The 19,606-nt window shown below is 42.2% G+C and carries 21 protein-coding genes and 1 pseudogene; 1 reads left to right on the forward strand and 21 read right to left on the reverse strand.

Translation table 11 applies throughout. The features are described 5' to 3' along the window. Nucleotides 1–247: 247 nt before the first annotated feature. The 8 genes from spoIVA to CW370_RS06655 form a co-directional block, all read right to left on the reverse strand. A complete protein-coding gene (gene spoIVA, locus CW370_RS06620) occupies nucleotides 248–1,726 on the reverse strand; it encodes a stage IV sporulation protein A (RefSeq protein ID WP_003230572.1) in 1,479 nt (492 codons plus the stop codon). 180 nt (nucleotides 1,727–1,906) lie between these two features. Then, on the reverse strand, nucleotides 1,907–2,641 hold the full coding sequence (locus CW370_RS06625) for a hypothetical protein (protein WP_015714176.1): 735 nt from the start codon (nucleotides 2,639–2,641) through the stop codon (nucleotides 1,907–1,909). 21 nt (nucleotides 2,642–2,662) lie between these two features. After that, nucleotides 2,663–2,866, reverse strand: coding sequence for a DUF2768 domain-containing protein (locus tag CW370_RS06630; protein WP_024572571.1), 204 nt, complete (start codon nucleotides 2,864–2,866; stop codon nucleotides 2,663–2,665). Between the two features lie 338 nt (nucleotides 2,867–3,204). Further along, a complete protein-coding gene (locus CW370_RS06635) occupies nucleotides 3,205–4,242 on the reverse strand; it encodes an NAD(P)H-dependent glycerol-3-phosphate dehydrogenase (protein WP_024572570.1) in 1,038 nt (345 codons plus the stop codon). Between the two features lie 17 nt (nucleotides 4,243–4,259). Continuing rightward, nucleotides 4,260–5,570 carry a ribosome biogenesis GTPase Der gene (gene der / locus CW370_RS06640; RefSeq protein WP_003230565.1) on the reverse strand — a complete coding sequence of 437 codons (1,311 nt, stop codon included), beginning with the start codon at nucleotides 5,568–5,570 and terminating at the stop codon, nucleotides 4,260–4,262. A gap of 153 nt (nucleotides 5,571–5,723) precedes the next feature. Further along, nucleotides 5,724–5,918 carry a capping complex subunit for YIEGIA gene (locus tag CW370_RS06645; protein ID WP_024573590.1) on the reverse strand — a complete coding sequence of 65 codons (195 nt, stop codon included), beginning with the start codon at nucleotides 5,916–5,918 and terminating at the stop codon, nucleotides 5,724–5,726. Continuing rightward, complete coding sequence (locus CW370_RS06650) at nucleotides 5,915–6,808, reverse strand: YIEGIA family protein (RefSeq protein ID WP_029946258.1); 894 nt, start codon at nucleotides 6,806–6,808, stop codon at nucleotides 5,915–5,917. The genes CW370_RS06645 and CW370_RS06650 overlap by 4 nt, the downstream gene beginning before the upstream one ends. Continuing rightward, nucleotides 6,805–7,404: a YphA family membrane protein gene (locus CW370_RS06655; RefSeq protein WP_024572168.1), complete on the reverse strand. Its 600-nt coding sequence runs from the start codon at nucleotides 7,402–7,404 to the stop codon at nucleotides 6,805–6,807. Before CW370_RS06655 ends, CW370_RS06650 begins: the two co-directional genes overlap by 4 nt. A gap of 77 nt (nucleotides 7,405–7,481) precedes the next feature. Between CW370_RS06655 and CW370_RS06660 the strand changes: the two genes are divergently transcribed. Continuing rightward, a complete protein-coding gene (locus CW370_RS06660; protein ID WP_003225499.1) occupies nucleotides 7,482–7,613 on the forward strand; it encodes a YpzI family protein in 132 nt (43 codons plus the stop codon). Between the two features lie 42 nt (nucleotides 7,614–7,655). Here the strand turns inward: CW370_RS06660 and fni are convergent, their stop codons facing one another. The 13 genes and pseudogenes from fni to CW370_RS06725 all read right to left on the reverse strand — a co-directional run bounded on the left by fni (nucleotide 7,656) and on the right by CW370_RS06725 (nucleotide 19,603). Further along, on the reverse strand, nucleotides 7,656–8,705 hold the full coding sequence (fni, locus tag CW370_RS06665; protein WP_024572169.1) for a type 2 isopentenyl-diphosphate Delta-isomerase: 1,050 nt from the start codon (nucleotides 8,703–8,705) through the stop codon (nucleotides 7,656–7,658). A gap of 12 nt (nucleotides 8,706–8,717) precedes the next feature. After that, a complete protein-coding gene (gene rpsA, locus CW370_RS06670; RefSeq protein ID WP_014477197.1) occupies nucleotides 8,718–9,866 on the reverse strand; it encodes a 30S ribosomal protein S1 in 1,149 nt (382 codons plus the stop codon). Nucleotides 9,867–10,098: 232 nt separating this feature from the next. Next, nucleotides 10,099–10,773: a (d)CMP kinase gene (cmk, locus tag CW370_RS06675; RefSeq protein ID WP_024572170.1), complete on the reverse strand. Its 675-nt coding sequence runs from the start codon at nucleotides 10,771–10,773 to the stop codon at nucleotides 10,099–10,101. Between the two features lie 78 nt (nucleotides 10,774–10,851). Further along, nucleotides 10,852–11,028: a YpfB family protein gene (locus CW370_RS06680; protein ID WP_003230553.1), complete on the reverse strand. Its 177-nt coding sequence runs from the start codon at nucleotides 11,026–11,028 to the stop codon at nucleotides 10,852–10,854. Between the two features lie 44 nt (nucleotides 11,029–11,072). Then, nucleotides 11,073–11,725: pseudogene (gene dgrA / locus CW370_RS06685) on the reverse strand (cyclic di-GMP receptor DgrA). 93 nt (nucleotides 11,726–11,818) lie between these two features. Continuing rightward, nucleotides 11,819–13,171 carry a germination protein YpeB gene (ypeB, locus tag CW370_RS06690; RefSeq protein WP_003230547.1) on the reverse strand — a complete coding sequence of 451 codons (1,353 nt, stop codon included), beginning with the start codon at nucleotides 13,169–13,171 and terminating at the stop codon, nucleotides 11,819–11,821. A 34-nt stretch (nucleotides 13,172–13,205) separates the two neighbouring features. After that, nucleotides 13,206–14,123 (reverse strand): spore cortex-lytic enzyme, encoded by a 918-nt coding sequence (gene sleB, locus CW370_RS06695; protein ID WP_015714181.1) that lies wholly within the window; start codon nucleotides 14,121–14,123, stop codon nucleotides 13,206–13,208. Nucleotides 14,124–14,261: 138 nt separating this feature from the next. Beyond that, nucleotides 14,262–14,918, reverse strand: a complete 657-nt coding sequence (gene prsW / locus CW370_RS06700) for a glutamic-type intramembrane protease PrsW (RefSeq protein WP_014480144.1) — start codon at nucleotides 14,916–14,918, stop codon at nucleotides 14,262–14,264. Between the two features lie 119 nt (nucleotides 14,919–15,037). Beyond that, nucleotides 15,038–16,012, reverse strand: coding sequence for a YpdA family putative bacillithiol disulfide reductase (locus CW370_RS06705; RefSeq protein WP_029946317.1), 975 nt, complete (start codon nucleotides 16,010–16,012; stop codon nucleotides 15,038–15,040). 108 nt (nucleotides 16,013–16,120) lie between these two features. Beyond that, nucleotides 16,121–17,395, reverse strand: coding sequence for an NAD-specific glutamate dehydrogenase (gene gudB / locus CW370_RS06710; RefSeq protein ID WP_003230536.1), 1,275 nt, complete (start codon nucleotides 17,393–17,395; stop codon nucleotides 16,121–16,123). 155 nt (nucleotides 17,396–17,550) lie between these two features. Then, on the reverse strand, nucleotides 17,551–18,135 hold the full coding sequence (locus CW370_RS06715) for a genetic competence negative regulator (protein ID WP_003230533.1): 585 nt from the start codon (nucleotides 18,133–18,135) through the stop codon (nucleotides 17,551–17,553). A gap of 158 nt (nucleotides 18,136–18,293) precedes the next feature. After that, on the reverse strand, nucleotides 18,294–19,073 hold the full coding sequence (locus CW370_RS06720) for a metallophosphoesterase (RefSeq protein ID WP_015251802.1): 780 nt from the start codon (nucleotides 19,071–19,073) through the stop codon (nucleotides 18,294–18,296). An 86-nt stretch (nucleotides 19,074–19,159) separates the two neighbouring features. Beyond that, the gene (locus CW370_RS06725; RefSeq protein ID WP_003230531.1) at nucleotides 19,160–19,603 is read right to left on the reverse strand and encodes a YpbF family protein; all 444 of its coding nucleotides are present in this window, start codon (nucleotides 19,601–19,603) and stop codon (nucleotides 19,160–19,162) included. Nucleotides 19,604–19,606 lie beyond the last annotated feature (3 nt).

Below are 19,606 nucleotides of genomic sequence, written 5' to 3' on the forward strand. Positions count from 1 at the left end.
TTTTAAGAAAAACTGCACTCTGAGGAATGTTTGTCCAACAAAGTGAAGAATTTCTGTATGTAGAGTAACACATATAAAAAGCCATATCAAGCATTTTAAAGCGTCAATCCCTTGCTCGTCAAGGATTTAAGGTGATTTATCGAACAAATATTCCTTTTTTTACTTTTTTCATCCTATTCCTTGATCCTTTTCCATTATTAAGAGCAAAGAAAAAAGACCTCCCATTCTATAAAGAGGTCTACCGGTATTACAGGATGATGGCGATTAAGCCGCCAGAGCCTTCGTTTATGATTCTTTCTAATGTTTCTTTTAATTTATACCGTGCGTTTTCAGGCATTAATGACAGCTTTGCCTGAATCCCTTCTCTCACAATTGAGCTCAGCGACCTTCCGAAGATATCGGAGTTCCAGATGGAGAGCGGATCATCCTCAAAGTCCTGCATTAAATAGCGTACAAGCTCTTCACTTTGTTTTTCCGTTCCGATAATCGGGGCGAATTCGCTTTCGACATCGACTTTGATCATATGGATCGACGGAGCGACAGCTTTCAGCCTCACACCGAATCGCGAGCCCTGCCTTATAATTTCCGGCTCATCGAGACTCATATCAGCTAAAGCAGGCGCTGCAATGCCGTATCCCGTCTGTTTGACCATTTTTAAGGCATCAGAAACTTGATCATATTCTGTTTTCGCATGGGCGAAGTCTTGCATGAGCTCAAGCAGATGGTCTCTTCCTCTGATTTCGACGCCCACAACTTCTTTTAGGATTTGATCATATAGATGATCCGGCGCGTACAAATCAATTTCTGCCACCCCTTGGCCCAGCTCAATTCCGGCTAATCCGGCACTTTCAATGAATTCAAACTCGCTGAATTGGCCGACAACCCTGTCTACGTCCCGGAGCCGTTTAATATCCTTAACCGTTTCCTTCACGGACTCCTGATAGCTTTCACGCAGCCAATGGTTTTCTTTCAGCACCATTACCCAGCTTGGGAGATTGACATTCACTTCTAGCACCGGAAACTCGTAGAGGGCCTCTCTGAGCACACTCAGCACATCTGATTCCCGCATGCTCTCTACACTCATTGCCAATACCGGGATATCATATTTTTCGCTTAAATCCTGGCGCATGGCTTCCGTTTCCGGGTGATACGGCCTGACTGAGTTGATGACCATAATAAAAGGTTTGCCAACCTCTTTCAGCTCTTCAATGACTCTTTCTTCAGCCTCTATATAGTCACTTCTGGCGATATCTCCAATGGTGCCGTCTGTCGTAATGACAACTCCGATGGTCGAGTGTTCTTGAATGACTTTTCGAGTGCCGATTTCAGCAGCCTCATGAAATGGGATCGGTTCTTCGTACCAAGGCGTATTGATCATCCGCGGCCCGTTTTCATCTTCATATCCTTTAGCCCCGGGCACTGTGTAACCTACACAATCTACTAATCTTATATTCACATCGAGTCCGTCTGACACATGAACAGACATCGCCTGATTCGGAACAAATTTAGGCTCTGTAGTCATAATGGTTTTGCCGGCTGCGCTCTGCGGCAGTTCATCCTGCGCTCGGGCCCGGTCTGCTTCGTTACTGATATTCGGGAGCACCACAAGCTCCATAAATTTTTTAATGAACGTGGATTTTCCTGTACGGACAGCACCTACGACTCCTAAGTATATATCGCCTCCTGTTCGTTCAGCGATATCCTTGAAAATATCGACCTTTTCCAAGTGATCCCCTCCCGGACTTCCTATCCTTTTCAATTTTATTAAGCTCTTTCAATCAAACACAGGACACTATATGTGTATGACGTTGTCCTATTTGAATATGACATCTTTAGAAAATTTCTCATCCTCAATCTATTAATATAAAAAAACCTTTCTCCCTATTTGTATGCAAGGGAGAAAGGTTCATTCCTTTTTCATATCATTTTCTAAAAAAACAGGTTCCTGTTTGTCATTTACCGTATATTTTACAGAAAACGCGGGGACAAAGGGGGTTTCCTGCCAAATCATATCCTGGATTTCAGTCCCGGGTTTAAACGTTTTCTTGCTTTTTTTGAGGCAAGAAGCCAGCTCAGTCCGGTAATCAGCATATATTTCTCCGTCTCCGTCAATCATAAGCGGCAAGGAATTCCCTGAGATTGGGCTTGTCACTGTAAGAGAGCTTCCATCCCCAAGCTTCTTCTCATCGAGTGTAAATAAATCACGAGATAGCACATCTTTGTAAGGCGGATATTGATGCTCCTGACGATACATTTGGATGCGTAATTTCACATCGCGAATTTTTTCTGCCATCTTTAGATCAATTAATTTAACAGTCGGATCGTTCTCTACGTCAACAAGCACGTATTGATAGTCTCCCCCGCTTTCAAATGCCGTACTTGGAGGTTCAGCTATGTATCTTGGCGCTAACCGGTTAAAGTCTATCGGATATTTTTGATATAGCGGTGTCGACATATCTTTGGTTTGAATGGGAAGCAGCCCTCCATTTGCCTTTTGAAATTCATCAACAGCAGATTGAACCTGCTTTAGCTGGTCTTGATAAGGAATGGCATGCACACTGCTTTTCCGTTCATTTGGATATAAACATCCGGATAAAAACACGACTGCCGCAAAAATGATTGCGCACTTCAGTTTACCCATACAGCACTTCCTTTTACAGCTTTATTCATTGACAGGGCCGCTAAAAACCACGACAAACACAATAATTCCAGATATGAGCATACACATGTATGCGAATGATGAAATCGCAATCTTCAAAAAACGGTTTCGGCATTTAAAGCGGCTTAAATAGATGGAAGCTACAGCCAGAAACATCAGACCCATGGACCCTAGAGCAAACCACATTTTCATCAATGCCAGATTCAATGACGTGCGCCTCCCCGATATGTATGATGTAAGCGTTATATTATATTTTAATATACAGCGCCGGAAAAGATCAACCAGATTTTCCATCCTTTGATAGAACAAAAAAAACTGAAGCAAAGAGGGGGACCTTCGCTTCAGTCAACTTGACTATATTCACCTGCACGTTTAAGAAACACTCTCTTGGACTTCGATGCTATAGTATGCGACTTGACATACAGATGCATCCTCTATTGCCTAAATCGGCAAAATGTTTCAGGAGATCCCAAGACTTGGGTGTTCTTCTGTTTTTCGGGCTTTCGTTCAATTAAGATATGCGATTCACCATACGATTGACACTTTTACTTCACTTGATTTTCAAACGTATTTACCAAATCCTCCATCTCGTGGGTTTTCCCTCTCGCCATTAAAGATTCAACAGCGGTTTCCACTTTTTGTCCGTTGAACAGGACCTGATGGAGAGCTTCTGTAATCGGCATTTTAACATCATATTTCTTCGAAAGCTGATAAGCCGCTTTCGTCGTGCGAACGCCTTCGACTACCATTCCCATCTCTTCAAGAACATCTTCAAGCTTGTACCCTTTTCCGAGCAAATTGCCCGCACGCCAGTTTCTGGAATGAACACTTGTGCACGTCACAATCAGATCGCCTATTCCTGTCAATCCAGAGAACGTCAAGGGATTTCCGCCCATTTTCGTTCCGAGTCTCGCGATTTCGGCAAGTCCGCGTGTAATCAAAGCAGCTTTGGCATTGTCGCCGTACCCTAAACCATCTGTAATTCCTGCAGCAAGGGCAATAATATTTTTTAAAGCCCCTCCGATTTCAACTCCGATAATGTCAGGATTTGTGTACACCCGAAAATTGTGATTAATAAATAGATCCTGCACCTCTTCTGCTGCCCTCATGCTCTTTGAAGATGCAGTAACAGTTGTGGGGTGCCGCAGCCCTACTTCTTCCGCATGACTCGGGCCGGAAAGGACAACGATATCTTTTCTGACATCACTCGGGAGCTCAATTTCCATAATTTCAGAAATGCGCAGAAGTGAATCTGGCTCAATACCCTTGCTGACATGAACAAAGACTGCCTTTTTCGTTATAAAAGGGACAGCCTGTCTCAGCACTTCCCGAATTGCTTTTGTCGGGACCGCAACGATAATGAAATCCGCGTCTGAAACAGCTGTCTTCATATCCGTTGTTGCCTCTATTGATTCTGGAAGCTTGACGTTCGGCAAATAATCTTTATTTTCATGCTGATCATTGATTTGATGGATCAGATCTGCACGGTGCCCCCACATGGTTACATCGTGATGATTATCAGCTAACACTAAAGCCAGTGCTGTTCCCCAGCTCCCCGCTCCGAGCATTGTGACTTTTTTCATGTTTGATTCACACCTTTTTATTTTCTAGCTCTTGCAAATATTTTGATTGGTGTCCCCTCAAAACCGAACGCGTCTCTGATCCGGTTTTCTAAAAACCGTTCGTATGAAAAATGCATCAATTCCGGATCGTTTACAAACACAACGAAGCTTGGCGGCTTTACCGACACTTGAGTCGCATAGTAAATCTTCAAACGAGAACCGTTATGAGTCGGTGTCGGGTTCATTGCCACAGCATCCATGATGACATCATTTAAGACGTTTGTCTGAACTCGAAGTGAATGATTTTCACTTGCTTTAATAATCGCAGGCATCAGCGTATGGATCCGTTTTTTCGTTAAGGCAGACATAAATAGGATTGGCGCATAATCCAGAAATTGAAAATGATCGCGAATATTTTCTTCAAATTCTTTCATTGTGCTCTCATCTTTGTCAACAGCATCCCATTTGTTTACGACGATTACGACGGCCTTGCCCGCTTCGTGTGCATAACCGGCGATACGCTTGTCCTGTTCAATAATGCCTTCTTCGCCATCCAGCACAACCGCCACGACTTCTGAGCGGTCAATCGCTTTCAGCGCCCGCAGTACACTATACTTCTCAGTCGTTTCATAGACTTTCCCTTTTTTTCGCATACCTGCAGTATCGACAATGACAAACTCCTGCTGGTTGTAAGTAAACGACGTATCAACAGCATCTCTTGTCGTTCCAGCCACGTTGCTGACAATAACGCGTTCTTCGCCGAGCATTGCGTTCACAAGTGAGGACTTTCCGACATTTGGACGTCCGATCAGACAGAATTGAATAACTTCTTCATTGTATTTCGTTTCAGGAATGTTTTTAAAATGCTCTGCAACGGCATCCAGTAAATCACCCAGTCCGAGTCCATGTGTTCCCGAAATTGGATATGGCTCGCCAAAGCCTAGCGAATAAAAATCATAAATATTCGCTCTCATTTCTGTGTTATCCAGTTTATTAACCGCTAAAACAACAGGCTTTTTTGTGCGGTACAAAATTTTCGCCACTTCTTCATCAGCAGCTGTCACGCCTTCACGGCCGTTCACCATAAAAATAATCACGTCCGCTTCATCCATGGCGATTTCAGCTTGCTGGCGAATCTGTGCTAAAAACGGCTCATCACCGATATCAATACCGCCCGTATCAATCAAATTAAAATCATAATTCAGCCATTCAGCCGAGCTGTATATCCGATCCCTTGTCACGCCAGGGGTATCTTCTACTATTGAAATTCTTTCTCCCGCAATCCGGTTAAAGATTGTGGATTTTCCTACATTTGGTCTCCCGACAATGGCTACGACAGGTTTACCCATAGTACCCTTCCTTTCAATCCAGCCGCTTTCATTTTTACATAAATTTTCAACCGGTTATTAAAATCATTTCATTCACGTTTATGAAAAGAAACCCTTCAGAGGAAGGGCTTAACTCATTTATTATATCAGTTTTTACTGGGATCACAACTATTCTTAAAAATGTTTCACGATCAAATACACGTCATCTCCGATTCTGTGAGCTATTCCATCAAGGATCGCTTCAAGATTTTTAGCGAAAAGCTCCATCTCCTTTTGGTCATTGCAAAAAAAGACAGGTGCTCCCCCTGCAACCCGGTTTCGATTTGTCGTGATTATAGACAAAATCACTTTCGTAAGAGATTCACTCATCCTATCACCTTATCCTGATTCTTGATAAATTCAGTCGGCATTCTAATCGCATTTTCCAGGGTTGGAACATTGCTAATAATTTGAACAGCCGTTTCGGGATGGTGAATTTGCGGGAGAACAAATACTGCCACTCTCCCATCATTTAAATCCCGTTTTGCAATTGGTGTCAAAGATGGCTCTCCTGAATCCCGATAAACCCCGAGCACATTGGAAACATCAAATAAAATGGCCTGACGCTGCCCTAAATTTGCTATCGTCGCTGCTGAATTAAAGTTTTTTGGCGTTAAGATAAAGCCCATGCCATGCTTTAAAATCAGTTCCTGTTTCTCTGGAAGCCCGATATTCATCATATAAATATTATCAATAAACAGTCCCGGACCGTCAAAGCGCGGCTTTATGTACTCGATGTCTACAATATCCTTCAACACACTGCCCGACATAAACTTCATGGCCAGTAAAAAACAAACGACAGCCGCTATGACTGCAGCCCAGATGGATAAAAACACATACGCAGAGGTTGTCAAAAGCGCTGTAAAGATCACAATATAATTTCTGCTTTCAAACGCAATGGCAATCCCCTCAATATATGTGCTTCCTCTTGAGACAAGCTCATACGAATCCATTTGCGTCAATGTGTTCCGCTCCATGTTTCGGACATCTCTAAATTGCGTCGCTGCCAATGTTAAAAATGTGATGGCCGTAAATTCCTCCTGCAAAAGCGCCGGCATAATAATTGCACCTAAACCAGCCGCTATCAACCCCAGTGCGATGTGAATCACTTTCCCATGAACATAGGTGGGATACTGGCGGTAATCTGTTTTCAGCATATAAAGCCTTGTCGCAATTCCGGCAATGACCCCAGCAATAATCGGATAGATGTAATCACTCATGACATTTTGGTAGCTCCTTTGTTTGATCTTTTGCTTTTCTGACCAATCTGGCTTGCGAGGTGTTCGTATTTAGATATGCCAAACAGCAATATCATCCCCGCAGAACACGCATTCAGCCATTGAAAGCCGCCGACAGCCATAGCCCCGGCCAACTTCTGGATCACAAATGAATACACCAGTTCGCCATGGCACATCCCTAGGACAAATAAGACAAGCTGCTTCTCAAAATTCCTTTCAACAGAAGCTGTTAAAAGCACTATTAATATAACAGCAGCCCACTCAGGTTTTATGATGAACCAAACCGGGTCATATAATGCAAAAAGATAAACAAACGCATACGCGGCAACAAGCGTCAAATAGACCATAATGTAACGAAAACGATACATTCCCAAATACCCGGCATAGACACATCCGCAAACGAAAAACATCATATATGCAGCATTCAGGGAAAAATATAAAGCGATGTCATGTATGCTTAGAATAATATTAGTTAAAATAAAGACAGAGACGGCAATTCGTCTTTTCGTCTTTTCAAAAATAAATGTTGTCAAAACCCACAGAAACCACATTGACCAATAGTAATAAAATTGTTCCATTTTACTTCCTCCATATTCCCAGTATGGAGTTCAAGCACATTTTTTAAACAATCGATCTCACATTAAGGAGTATGATCATGGGAAAAGACAGACAAGAGAAAAAACTCAAAGCTTCAGGCAGAGTCGAATCAGACCGCGACCAGTCCATTCACTATGACGGAGCGACAAGCCTTGAACAAAACGGAAGATTCAAAAAGCGAAAATCATAATACAAAAAGCCCAAACCACATATGTTTTTGGGCTTTTATCATTTATCGCACACTATAGCTTGATGTATTGATCCCTCTCTCTGTGAGCCAATGATGGGTTTCACCTTTGATCACAAGGGGCGCCTTTTGTAAATCGTCAATCGTTCTGGCGCCCAGCACGGTCATAATCATCTTTAATTCCTCAAGGATCAGCTGAATCTCCTCAAGCAGTCCTTCCTCACCACTGTCAGTCAGCGCTTTTAAAAAATGCCCTGCCATTCCGGTGCAAGAGGCCCCAAGCGCAATTGCCTTTGCCACGTCAAGTGCATCTTGCAGACCGCCAGAGGCGATCATTGTGCTTGCAGGAAACTCAGAGCGGATTTCCGCCAAACTTGCAGCTGTCGAAATGCCCCACGAGTTAAAAAAGGAGATTTGCCGCTGTCTTCGGAGATTTTCGATTTTCGAGAAATTTGTTCCCCCGTAACCGCCAATGTCAACAGCTGCAGCACCAGCTTCATACAGCTTTCCTGCTGATTCTTTGCTCATACCGAATCCGACTTCTTTCACAATGACTGGTACACTGACATGACTGCAAATTTGTTCAATACGTTCCAGTGCGCCGCTAAAGCTTCTGTCTCCTTCAGGCATCACAATTTCCTGAATCACATTGAGGTGGATCTGCAGTGCGTTTGCTCCAATCATCTCAACAGCTTCCTTTGCCTGAGCAGCCGTTGCCTCGCTTCCCAGGTTGGCAAAAATCAGCCCGTTCGGGTTTTCCTTTCGAACAATTTCATAGGAAAGACGCTCTGATGGATCTTTTAATGCTGACATTTGCGATCCCACAGCAAGGGGAATTCCAGTCTGAGAAGCCGCTCGCGCAAGCGATTTATTAATCTCATATGTAAGTTTTCCGCCGCCGCCAGTCATTGCATTGATAAAAATCGGCGAACTGCTTGAAAGTTCGCCGATTTTTGTGGAAATATCTACTTGTTCTAATGCAAGATCGGGCAGACTGACGTGAACAAACGTAATATCATCAAGACCTGTTTCCCGCTTCTGGCCGGTGGACAAGGCATGATTGATGTGTTGTCTTTTTCGTTCTGCTCGAGTCACGTTTATCACCAATTATTTTAGTTTATTCAGCTTATCTCCGATCAGATCTCCAAGCTGGAAGCCAGTGCTTGTTTCTTCCTTCGCTTGATATTGACGGTAATCTTCCTGATCAGCTTTAGGCGTTTCTTCAAGTTCACGCATGCTTAATGAAATGCGCTCCTCATTTTCATTCACATCAAGAACCTTCACTTTTACAGTCTGTCCTTCTTCAAGGACTTCATGCGGCGTGCCGATGTGTTTATTGGAAATTTGAGAAATATGAACGAGACCTTCAACACCTGGAAGGATTTCAACAAAGGCACCGAAGCTTACAAGACGCTGTACAGTTCCTTCAAGCACATCGCCAGGCTTCACTTTTTCGCCGATTTGGCTCCAAGGTCCAGGCAGTGTATCTTTGATCGATAAAGAAATACGTTCATTATCACGGTCAACCGATAACACTTTCACTTTTACTTCTTGTCCCTCTTCAACAACGTCAGACGGCTTCTCTACATGAGAGTGGGAAAGCTGTGAAATGTGTACAAGTCCGTCGATGCCTCCAATATCAACAAACGCGCCAAAATCAGTCAGGCGCTGTACTTTGCCATCAAGTACACTTCCAACTTCAAGAGACTGAAGAAGTTCTTGTTTTTTATTCGCTTGTTCACTTTCAACAACAGCACGGTGTGAAAGGATCACGCGGTTTTTATCACGGTCAAGCTCTACAACGAGCAGTGACAGTGTTTTTCCTTTATAGTCAGTGAAGTCTTCAACGAAATGTGCTTCAACAAGTGATGCCGGAATAAAACCGCGAACGCCGATATCAACGACAAGGCCGCCTTTCACGACATCTTTCACTTCAGCTTCAAACACTTCTTTTGTTTCAAATTTTTTCTCAAGGTCTTCCCAAGCGCGGTCTGCATCAACAGCACGTTTAGATAAAATCAAAGCATCGTCTTCCACTTTTGTTACTTTCAGGTCAAGCTCGTCGTCTACTTTAACAACATCCGATGCTTTCTCTACATGAAGACTTGATAATTCACTGATTGGAATAATACCGGATTGTTTGACATTGATAATTTCTACATCTACATGTTTGTCTTCTACCTTTGTCACAATCCCTTTAACTACATCTCCAACCTCTGGCACTTGAACATCAATTTGATTCATTTCCTCTGTCATTTGAATAACCTCCTTGGTCCAAACCTACACAGCTTAATTAAAACGGTTTGAAAGCTGAACATATAACATGCCCGCTTTTAGCCGAATATGTATTAAAGAATCATCCAAAAAAGTTTTTTGAATGATCAATAAAAAGTTTTATTAGTATTAACTTCTAATAAAAGGACAGGTTTGTCAAGCAATAACATTCTATCTTCGTTGAAAAATTCAAAAAAAGTGGCATTTGCCATCCTCAGCGGGACTTTTGCTCCACAGCCTCGAGGATTTTATCAGCTACCTCTTGAATGGAAAGCGATGTCGTGTCGATTTCAAGAGCGTCTTCTGCTTTACGCAGCGGAGATACTTCGCGCTCTGAATCAAGCTTGTCTCTTCTTGCAATTTCCTCAATTAATGTTTCGAAGTTGACATCAAAGCCTTTTTTCACATTTTCTTCATAACGACGTTTCGCTCTCTCTTCAACAGATGCCAAAAGAAAGATTTTTACTTCTGCATTTGGCAGCACATGCGTCCCGATGTCACGACCATCCATGACGACGCCGCCTTTTTCCCCAAGCTGCTGCTGGCGTTTCACCATTTCTTCTCTGACACTTCTGTGCTTGGCCGCAATTGAAACTTGGTTGCTGACTTCATCTGTTCTGATCGCCTCAGTTACATCGGTGCCGTTTACAAGCACTTTTTGTCCATCTTTTGTTGTAATCAGCTCAATGTCTGTCCGCTTTAGCAGCTCAGCCAGTTTTTCTTCATCTGTCAGATCAACGTTTTCCTGTAAAGCCGCGTACGTAATCGCCCGATACATCGCTCCTGTATCAATATATATGTACGATTTTTTCTCAGCCACAATTTTGGCAACGGTGCTTTTCCCCGCAGCTGCCGGGCCGTCGATTGCAATCGATAATTTCTTTTCCATAATTCCTCTCCTTGCTCTTTTCTCCTCTATGGATTGTATCACGAACTTTATGAAAAAGGGTGAAAAATTGATGAATAATTAATGTTTGAAGGTTTCAATCCTATTGTTTTCCTCCATTTTATCCACCCCTTCATATTGAATCACTTTTGATACGTATGGTTCAATATGCTGATAGTGAAAAAGAAATTGGACACCAAGTAAAATGATGGCCTGAATGAACAATAATTTGATCAGCAGCCGTTCAAATGTTTTCATTGGAGCACCTCCATTACAAATAGTATGGAAGTGTTTGCCGATGTTTATTCCATTCGGGCCTTTCTTCTCTTATTTAACTGGCGCCGGATGCAGTATTGAAGCAAAGCCTGCTGGTCACCTGCTGCAATTTCTGAATACTCTGAAGTCATTTTTCGTTTTTCTGACTTGGGGTCATTAAAGATTCGTCTGACAACTGCTTCTGTTTCTATTTGACGTGTGTGTTCCTCTTCAGGAAGACGGATGATCAGGCGCAATGATTCCCCCGATTGAAAAGAAAGGCCATCAGCTAAAACCACGGCGATGCCGCCTGCACTGATGTTATAAGATAGTGTGCGGATCTCTTCTTCATTTCCCGGCTGAATTTGCACATCTAATACCGCATCAGTTCTTACATATTGGCGGCGCTGGATTCTTTTCATTTTTTCACGTGGAGGCACTTCAAGACAGATCATTTGAAGTTTGTCCTTCACTTTACCTTTTATACGGCTTATAAAGCGATAAGGAACTTCGTCTTTTCCCACAAACTCTACCGTTACTTCCATATCGTTATGTAAAATCACAGTTCGCCCTGTAACTACATCAACAGGATACGCGATCAAAAGTTCATTGTTTTCGATGCTGACCGCCTTGCTTTTTGCTTTTTCAATTCATTTTCTTCTATATATTCTAAAAGTACAGTTTCTCCAATCTCTATCATTGACTTCACTCTTTCGCATTCAATATACTCACGTTTTTATTAAAGCACGTAATGAAAAAAAGGAAAAGACATTTAGTCCTTTCCTCCTGTTTTTTATAGGTCTTTATATATAGGTTCTGCATTTTTTAGTTTTTCAACCTTTTCTTCCGATCCGTCTTTGGCATTGATATACATTCTGAATGTGTCATTTTCAATTGTTCCAAGCATTTCGTAACATAACACTTCTTGACCTAGTTCATTTGTAATCAAAGCGAGCCTTGTTTCTCTCACTTGTACATTTTTATTTAATTTAGACTTTGCCTCTGCTTCAGTAATTGCAGGCTTAGGTATGGTTCTTTTTCTATGAGATGTGAGGAAGTCTCTTGCTGAAAAGCCGACAACCTCACCGTCATCCAAGGCCACTTTCATACGAATTGCCTCGGGGTACATCCGGACTTTATTTTCAACAGGAACATATGAAAATACACCGATTTTATCATATTGGGCACTTTCATCAATTTCCAAATCATCTGTTTCAAATCCGTTTTTCTTTAAAAATGCAAGCGCTCGGTTCGATCCGTCATTTAAACTGATTTTCTGATCTTTCACTTCTCTGTTTTGGATCAAGTATACCGGATGCCCGCCCTTCTTCGTAATATCCATATAAATCACTGCTTTATGGTCTGGGTCTTTCATGCTGATGCTATATACATCGCGATTTGTTTTTTTTCCGCTCTTTACCACTTTAATTGAATAATTGTCATCTGGGGCAAAGCGCTCAGCAATTTGTTTTGCTTCCTGTTCGGAAATTTGTTTTCCCTTCAGATGGCTGAAGCCTTTCTCTTCTTTTTTCGTGCTGGTGAAACTCGGGCCAAGATCAGTGCCAGTGGAGAATGCACCAACATTTTTTTCGACTGTTTTAAAGCTGTTGATAATCGTATTATCACTTTGTTTTTCGTCAGAAGCCAGGGCCATTTCTACGTCCATCCAGCGAAGGTTTTTGCTCATGACAAGGTGCTGAACATGGCGCAATTCATTTTGTATATCTTCGGACTGCTGATATAGCTTATTTAGTGATGTATACTCGTTTTTATCAAGCGGCTTTTGGTCCAAATCTCTGACTGACGTTTTATAGCTGAAATCGCCGATCTTTGATAATAGCTCTTCAGTTTTATTAAACGGCATTAATGTAAGCGGCAGCTGACTGACGCTGTTATGAGCTTCTGATGTAATCCTCCACACATCGATCAATGCAGGCGACAGTGATTTTTGGCTGTTCATGGCAAGTGTTGTTCCGATTTTATCATGAAGCTGATCCACCTGATAGGTAAGCTCATGAAACGCCCGCTGATAGTTATTTTCAGCATGAAGAAGAACTGCGTCTTTTTCCTGGTGTTCTTTGTATCCCCAGTAGCCTGTACCGACTATTGCAATACCAAGCACGGCGATTAAAATTCCTCTGATCATTTATCACACCTCTTTTTATGCTTTCTCATATCTGCTACTCACAGAAAATGTGTTTACCGATTCTTTTAATCTGCGGACGCCCCCAAATCCACGGACTTGTAGCCGTATCCGGATTAAAGTAGTAAAGTGCTTCCTCTGATGGATCCCAGCCATTGATGGCATCCAGCACTGCTTCTCGTGCCGTTTCATTCGGCTGCATGTAAATTTGTCCGTCGGCTACTGCTGTGAAGGCAAGCGGCTCAAAAATAACCCCCGCTACTGAATTTGGAAATAACGGGCTGTTCAAACGGTTTAAAATGACTGCTGCAATAGCAACCTGCCCCTCGTACGGCTCGCCCCGGGCTTCGCCATAAACCGCTTGAGCAAGCAGCCTGATATCGTTGTTGGAAAATCCACCAGGCATGTTCGCTGCTACCGCATCCTGTTTTCTTGCTTTTGCTGGTGTATTGTTTTGCTGTTTATTCGCATTCGCTTTAGGCTGCTGCGTTGTTTTTTCTGCAGGCTGTTTCTGCCGTGCTTCTGCTTGTTGTCTTGCCTTTTGTGTTGCTGCTTTTGATGGTTTCGTCTGATACTTTAGCGGAATTTTTCCGTAATGCGTGAATGTATTCCCTTTATTGAGCTGTTCCATGACATATTCACGATAGTATTTTGATTTACATATTAAGGTTTGCTTTGTTTTAGCTCCTACAAGGCCGTCAACCTCTTTTAATCCGAATTGATCCTGAAAATTTCGAACTGCCCAGTACGTCCCCCATCCATAAACCCCGTCAATTTTTCCGTTATAATATCCGTTGTATTGAAGACGCGCCTGAAGCTCGACCACATCATCCCCTGTTGCCCCTCTTTGAATGACCTGATTCGAAAAGGCAGAGATCGTTTCAGTATTAATAAACGTCGTTATTGTAAAGGAAAAAAGGATGAGACATGCCATAATCGATCCTTTGGACTTCATCTTTTCAAGCCTCCTACTGCAAATTTTTAAGTGTAATCGTATTTTCTGTAACGAGGTTATTTTTATACACTCTTTCCTTGTTATCCCTCAGAACATAAAAACTGCACACAAAAAAGCCGCACGGTTGCTGTGCGGCTTCTATACTTGCATCATATTAACGGAACGGGCTTTTTTCGCTTTACGCAAACCAAACCACCATAAAAATACCATAAATGGAAGCATATAATATATCCAATTGCTAAGCGCTGTTAGGATAAAATCATATGATCCATGCAAAAGGGATGGGACAACTAAAGAAAGAGTAAGCCACTTTACACGCGCCTTATCAGCGGAAAAACGGGCTTTTCCAAGGTAAAATCCCATTATAACACCAATCAAGGCATGGCATGAAACAGGCAGCAGCGCCCTGACAAACGCATGCTCCACGCCGTGGCCAATTAAATAAAGAATATTTTCGAGGGTTGCAAAACCGAGTGATACACTTGTACCGTACACAATCCCGTCATAATGCTCATCAAAGTGGGCGTGCGGGTAAACACTGATCATCAGTATAAACCATTTTAATGATTCCTCCAAAAACCCCGAAGATAAAAAAGAAACGAAAAAGCTTCCGCCTCCTACATTCTCTTTTTCAAGTACATACTGGATAAACATTATGGGAAATACAAGAACAACCCCGAGAAAAAACGACCGTAGCACCATATGTACAGGTTCATTATCATACTGATCTTTTAAATAAAAATAACTTAATAACGCGATGCCGGGGGCAATTCCTGCAGAGATGATTGCAAACATCAGGCAACCTCTTTCCTTTATATTCCTACGTCTATCCTACCATGTTGTTTAAAATTTTACATCTGTCTGCACTTAAAAAAACAAAAAGAGCATACGAATGCATCATATGCTCCTCATCTTTAATGGTTTTCTCTTTTGGCGATTTCCGCTGCGATATGCCCCCCGTGAAACCTGCCGTTTTCAATAAATATTTCATTTGCATTGTTTCCCGCAGCAATAACACCGGCAATAAAGACACCTTCAACGTTCGTTTCCATCGTTTCTTCGTTGAAAAATGGACGCCCTGTTTCTTTATCAATTTCAACACCAATTTTTTCAAGAAATTGATGATCGGGATGATAGCCTGTCATGGCAAATACAAAATCATTTTTAATGGTAATGAGTTCTTTCTCTCCGGAGCGAAACACAACTTCATTCTGGGTGATTTTTTCGACACAAGCGCCAAATTCCATACGGATTGTACCGTTTCTGACGAGAGCTTCAAATTCCGGCAGAATCCACGGCTTAATGCTCGGAGAATACTCATTGCCCCTATATAAAACTGTGACACGCGCCCCAGATTTCACGAGTTCAAGGGCGGCGTCCACGCTTGAATTTTTCCCGCCGATGACAACAACATCTTTATCAAAATACGGGTGGCCTTCTTTAAAATAATGAAATACTTTCGGCAAATCCTCACCGGGTACGCCCATATAGTTTGGATGATCATAATAGCCTGTGGCGATGATACAATATGGCGTCTTGTAGGTCTCTTTTGACGTCTCAATAACAAATGTATTATTTTCCGTTTTCGTCACTTTATGCACCATTTCAAATGCGTTAACACGGATGTTTTTCCGTTTGACGACTTCCCGGTAATACGATAAAGCCTGAATTCTGACAGGCTTCCTGTTTTCCGTAATAAATGCCACATCTCCGATTTCGAGCTTTTCACTTGAGCTGAAAAAGGTTTGATGCGTCGGATAATTGTAAATACTGTTAACGACATTGCCTTTTTCGATGACGAGGGCATCAATGCCAATTTGTTTTAGGTGAATGGCAGCAGATAGTCCGCAAGGTCCTCCGCCTATAATAATTGCTTTTTCTTGAATCATTTCTGTCAACTCCTGCGATTGGCATTTCACTTCATATTTTCTATTTCCGAATAAAAAAATCTCCTATTTTATCATAGGAGATTTTTTATTTTTATGCAAATCATCAACTTATATCCAGCCTCTAAAACGCGAAGCTTCAGCCATTTTGCGAACGCCGACCATATATGCAGCGAGCCTCATGTCAATTCTTCGGTTGTTAGCCATTTCATAAATATTGTTAAATGATTTGACCATCATTTTTTCTAATTTTTCTTCTACCTCTTCTTCACTCCAGTAGAAGCCTTGGTTATTCTGAACCCATTCAAAATAAGAAACTGTTACGCCACCGGCACTTGCCAGCACGTCTGGTACAAGCAGAATGTCCCGGTCTGAAAGAATTTTTGTTCCTTCAAGCGTTGTTGGTCCGTTCGCTGCTTCAACGACAATTTTAGCCCGGATATTATGGGCATTTTCTTCTGTAATTTGATTTTCAATCGCAGCAGGAACGAGAATATCACAATCCAGCTCCAGCAGCTCTTGGTTGGTAATGGTATCGTTGAAAAGCTTTGTTACAGTACCGAAGCTGTCGCGTCGGTCGAGTAAATAATCGATATCAAGGCCTTCCGGATCATAAAGTCCGCCATACGCATCTGAGATGCCGACAACTTTTGCCCCCGCATCATGCATAAATTTTGCCAAATAGCTTCCCGCGTTTCCGAAGCCTTGGACAACGACACGCGCACCTTTAATATCGATGCCTCTCTTCTTAGCCGCTTCTTTAATACAGATGGTAACACCTTTTGCTGTCGCAGATTCTCTCCCGTGAGATCCGCCAAGCACAAGCGGTTTGCCTGTAATAAATCCAGGCGAATTAAATTCATCAATTCTTGAATACTCATCCATCATCCAAGCCATGATTTGTGAGTTTGTAAATACATCCGGTGCCGGCACGTCTTTTGTCGGGCCGACAATTTGGCTGATCGCTCTGACATACCCTCTGCTCAGACGCTCCAGCTCTCTAAACGACATATCCCTTGGATCACAAACAATTCCGCCTTTACCACCGCCATATGGAAGATCAATTATGCCGCATTTTAAACTCATCCAAATTGAAAGCGCCTTCACCTCTTTTTCTGTTACGTTCGGGTGAAAACGTATCCCGCCTTTCGTTGGACCGACAGAGTCATTGTGCTGCGCACGATATCCTGTGAAAATCTTTACTGAACCGTCGTCCATACGAACAGGTATTTTTACCGTTAATAATCTCATCGGCTCTTTTAACAATTCGTATACCTCTTCGGGATATCCTAATTTTTCCAGAGCCTTATGTATTACGGTTTGGGTTGATTTTAATACATCAAGTTTGTCCTCTTCTGTATGACCGGTGTTTCGATCGGCTGCCATTTGAGTTAACCTCCTAGAATCTTCTGTTTCTCACATGCTCCCTTTCAGAGAATAGTATACACCTTCATATGATCTGTGCATAGAATAAACGTTATGTTTTTCCATGTTTTTTAAAGAAAAAAAACTGCTGAAATCAGCAGTTTTCCGTTGCATTCTTATGAAAAATGAGTTTGTATCGTTTCTACGGCATTACCGTCCATAATGAGCTTACCATACTCTTGCAGGCGATAAATCGTTAAAGTTGTCGGATTGCCGTATTCAGCCAGAACCGCCACAACCCCTTCAGCCGTATGTGACCCTAGATCTTCAAGGCTTAAAAAGTACTGCCCGTCATAGTGGTAGACAGTTCCCCCTGTGATACCGATTCGCTGTAAGCTTTCTGAAAGCTGAATGATATCTTCAAAGGAATGGAATTGATATATGATGTCCGCGCTTTCATCAAGCTTGACTTGCATTTCGATGTAATCATCATCATACTCATCGTCTTCTGAATCGGCGTCTTGGTTCTTTGTTACAATCACGACCATCCCTTGTGCTTGGAGAGAATACACTTCCACTGCAATCGGTCCATTCGCTTCAAAGCCGAGCTCTGTATTTGCTTCATTCATCATATCTTTAAATAACTGGTGGACTTTAAATGAGTCCTTCCAGAGGTCTTCTTTTGTCAATCCCCGGTCTGTCAAATCATCGAGGGTTAAAAAGATTTTGATCTTATTATAATTCAGACGCTCAAGCCGCATAACGTTCCCTCCTGCCTCTACTTGCACACAAATCATATAACACATTATATGAGATGATGAGTCATAGGTTCTTAATTGTTATCAGTTTACACTGAGTTCACTAGTAAGACAAGCACAATGCAGTTTTTATTGCCATACGGATTTTTGCTTTTTAGAAGTTATTCTGGCCCGCAAAGAGTCACAATGTGTGTTTCAGGCTCAGCACCTAAACGAAGAGGCACTTTTGTCGTGCCGTAGCCGTTGCTGATCAGATATGCCGCGTTTTTAACAATACCTGTTTTCCCCAGTTCATAAGGGCCAAATTTTCCAAACCTGATCTGGCCTCCATGGGTATGTCCGCTGAATATCACATCAATACCGTCATCTTCATTGATTTGTTCATGAATCTCCGGATTATGGCAAACCAGAATATTCAGCTGGCTTTCATCAAGTTCTTTGATGGCTTCCTCATAATGATCCATCTCCATCCTGATATCATCAACCCCCGCAATCGCAATCGTATGCCCATTGTATGAAAACGGGACTGACTCATTTCTCAGAGCGATGACGCCGTGCGCTTTAAATATGGAATACAGCTTATGCTGCCTGACTTCATAATCATTATTCCCCCACACAAACACGATAGGGACCCCGAAATGTACGAGCCTTTTGATGTTTTCCTCAATTCTCGCACTGGGCACCCCGCCCTCAGCTAAATCACCGCCGATTATAACCAAGTGGGGGGCATGGCTTCGCGCTTTTTCTAAAAGGTCTTGATCGATGAGACGTTTGTGAATGTCTGAAATAAAAAAGATTGTCAGAGGCGGCTTGCCCTTCATCTTTGATAAAGGAAACGTATGTGTCTTCAAATGATTGCCTTTTGCTGTTGCATACATTTTTGCCGTCATTGCCGCTGCCGCAACAGTTAGTACACCGGCAATTTTCACTGATAGCTTCATAAAAAACTCTCCATTCTTTTTAGAACTTATCAATAAGACGGACAATAAAAAAAAGACGTTTCTATCGTTTGAGAAAACGCCCCATTTTATTTACTTTCAAAATATAGATTAATGTCATATTTGTGCTTCATCATGTGAAAAACAGACTCTCTCGCCTTCCATTTATCAGGCTGCGGCCAGAGATCCGTGCTTTTCTGAATAATTTCACATCTCAGTTTATGGAAATCAGTCTCGGATTTTTCTTCCTTTTTCTTGAAATAATATGAAGTGCAGTAGGCAAAAGCGGTTGCCAGCATCCAAAATAAATAAAAGGTATGGCTAAGTATTTCTTGAAGTATAAGCTGAGGCTCCGGGCTTTTGATCATGATCATAACACATAATAAGCCTAGGCAGATAAGTGAAGCCCATCGCCATCTGCGGCATTGTGCTGCATAATTTTCGAATTTTTGTTTTCGTTTTACCAGCGCTTGGAGCATCTGTTTGGTCGGCGCGTCTGTAAACTGATCCAGCTGATTCCATAAGGATTCCATACG

Origin of the sequence: Bacillus sp. SN32 (assembly GCF_002837495.1) — a bacterium.
GTDB classification, from domain to species: domain Bacteria; phylum Bacillota; class Bacilli; order Bacillales; family Bacillaceae; genus Bacillus; species Bacillus subtilis.

What these genes read in the sequence shown, in the direction of transcription:
- der (WP_003230565.1), bottom strand. Translation starts at nt 5,570, where the DNA reads ATGGGTAAACCTGTCGTAGCCATTGTCGGGAGACCAAATGTAGGAAAA.
- CW370_RS06705 (WP_029946317.1), bottom strand. Translation starts at nt 16,012, where the DNA reads ATGATTCAAGAAAAAGCAATTATTATAGGCGGAGGACCTTGCGGACTA.
- CW370_RS06635 (WP_024572570.1), bottom strand. Translation starts at nt 4,242, where the DNA reads ATGAAAAAAGTCACAATGCTCGGAGCGGGGAGCTGGGGAACAGCACTG.
- ypeB (WP_003230547.1), bottom strand. Translation starts at nt 13,171, where the DNA reads ATGATCAGAGGAATTTTAATCGCCGTGCTTGGTATTGCAATAGTCGGT.
- CW370_RS06715 (WP_003230533.1), bottom strand. Translation starts at nt 18,135, where the DNA reads ATGCGGCTTGAGCGTCTGAATTATAATAAGATCAAAATCTTTTTAACC.
- cmk (WP_024572170.1), bottom strand. Translation starts at nt 10,773, where the DNA reads ATGGAAAAGAAATTATCGATTGCAATCGACGGCCCGGCAGCTGCGGGG.
- CW370_RS06655 (WP_024572168.1), bottom strand. Translation starts at nt 7,404, where the DNA reads ATGGAACAATTTTATTACTATTGGTCAATGTGGTTTCTGTGGGTTTTG.
- sleB (WP_015714181.1), bottom strand. Translation starts at nt 14,123, where the DNA reads ATGAAGTCCAAAGGATCGATTATGGCATGTCTCATCCTTTTTTCCTTT.
- CW370_RS06725 (WP_003230531.1), bottom strand. Translation starts at nt 19,603, where the DNA reads ATGGAATCCTTATGGAATCAGCTGGATCAGTTTACAGACGCGCCGACC.
- CW370_RS06720 (WP_015251802.1), bottom strand. Translation starts at nt 19,073, where the DNA reads ATGAAGCTATCAGTGAAAATTGCCGGTGTACTAACTGTTGCGGCAGCG.
- gudB (WP_003230536.1), bottom strand. Translation starts at nt 17,395, where the DNA reads ATGGCAGCCGATCGAAACACCGGTCATACAGAAGAGGACAAACTTGAT.
- CW370_RS06660 (WP_003225499.1), top strand. Translation starts at nt 7,482, where the DNA reads ATGGGAAAAGACAGACAAGAGAAAAAACTCAAAGCTTCAGGCAGAGTC.
- CW370_RS06650 (WP_029946258.1), bottom strand. Translation starts at nt 6,808, where the DNA reads ATGAGTGATTACATCTATCCGATTATTGCTGGGGTCATTGCCGGAATT.
- rpsA (WP_014477197.1), bottom strand. Translation starts at nt 9,866, where the DNA reads ATGACAGAGGAAATGAATCAAATTGATGTTCAAGTGCCAGAGGTTGGA.
- prsW (WP_014480144.1), bottom strand. Translation starts at nt 14,918, where the DNA reads ATGTTTGCAATCATCTCTGCAGGAATTGCCCCCGGCATCGCGTTATTA.
- CW370_RS06680 (WP_003230553.1), bottom strand. Translation starts at nt 11,028, where the DNA reads ATGAAAACATTTGAACGGCTGCTGATCAAATTATTGTTCATTCAGGCC.
- CW370_RS06645 (WP_024573590.1), bottom strand. Translation starts at nt 5,918, where the DNA reads ATGAGTGAATCTCTTACGAAAGTGATTTTGTCTATAATCACGACAAAT.
- CW370_RS06625 (WP_015714176.1), bottom strand. Translation starts at nt 2,641, where the DNA reads ATGGGTAAACTGAAGTGCGCAATCATTTTTGCGGCAGTCGTGTTTTTA.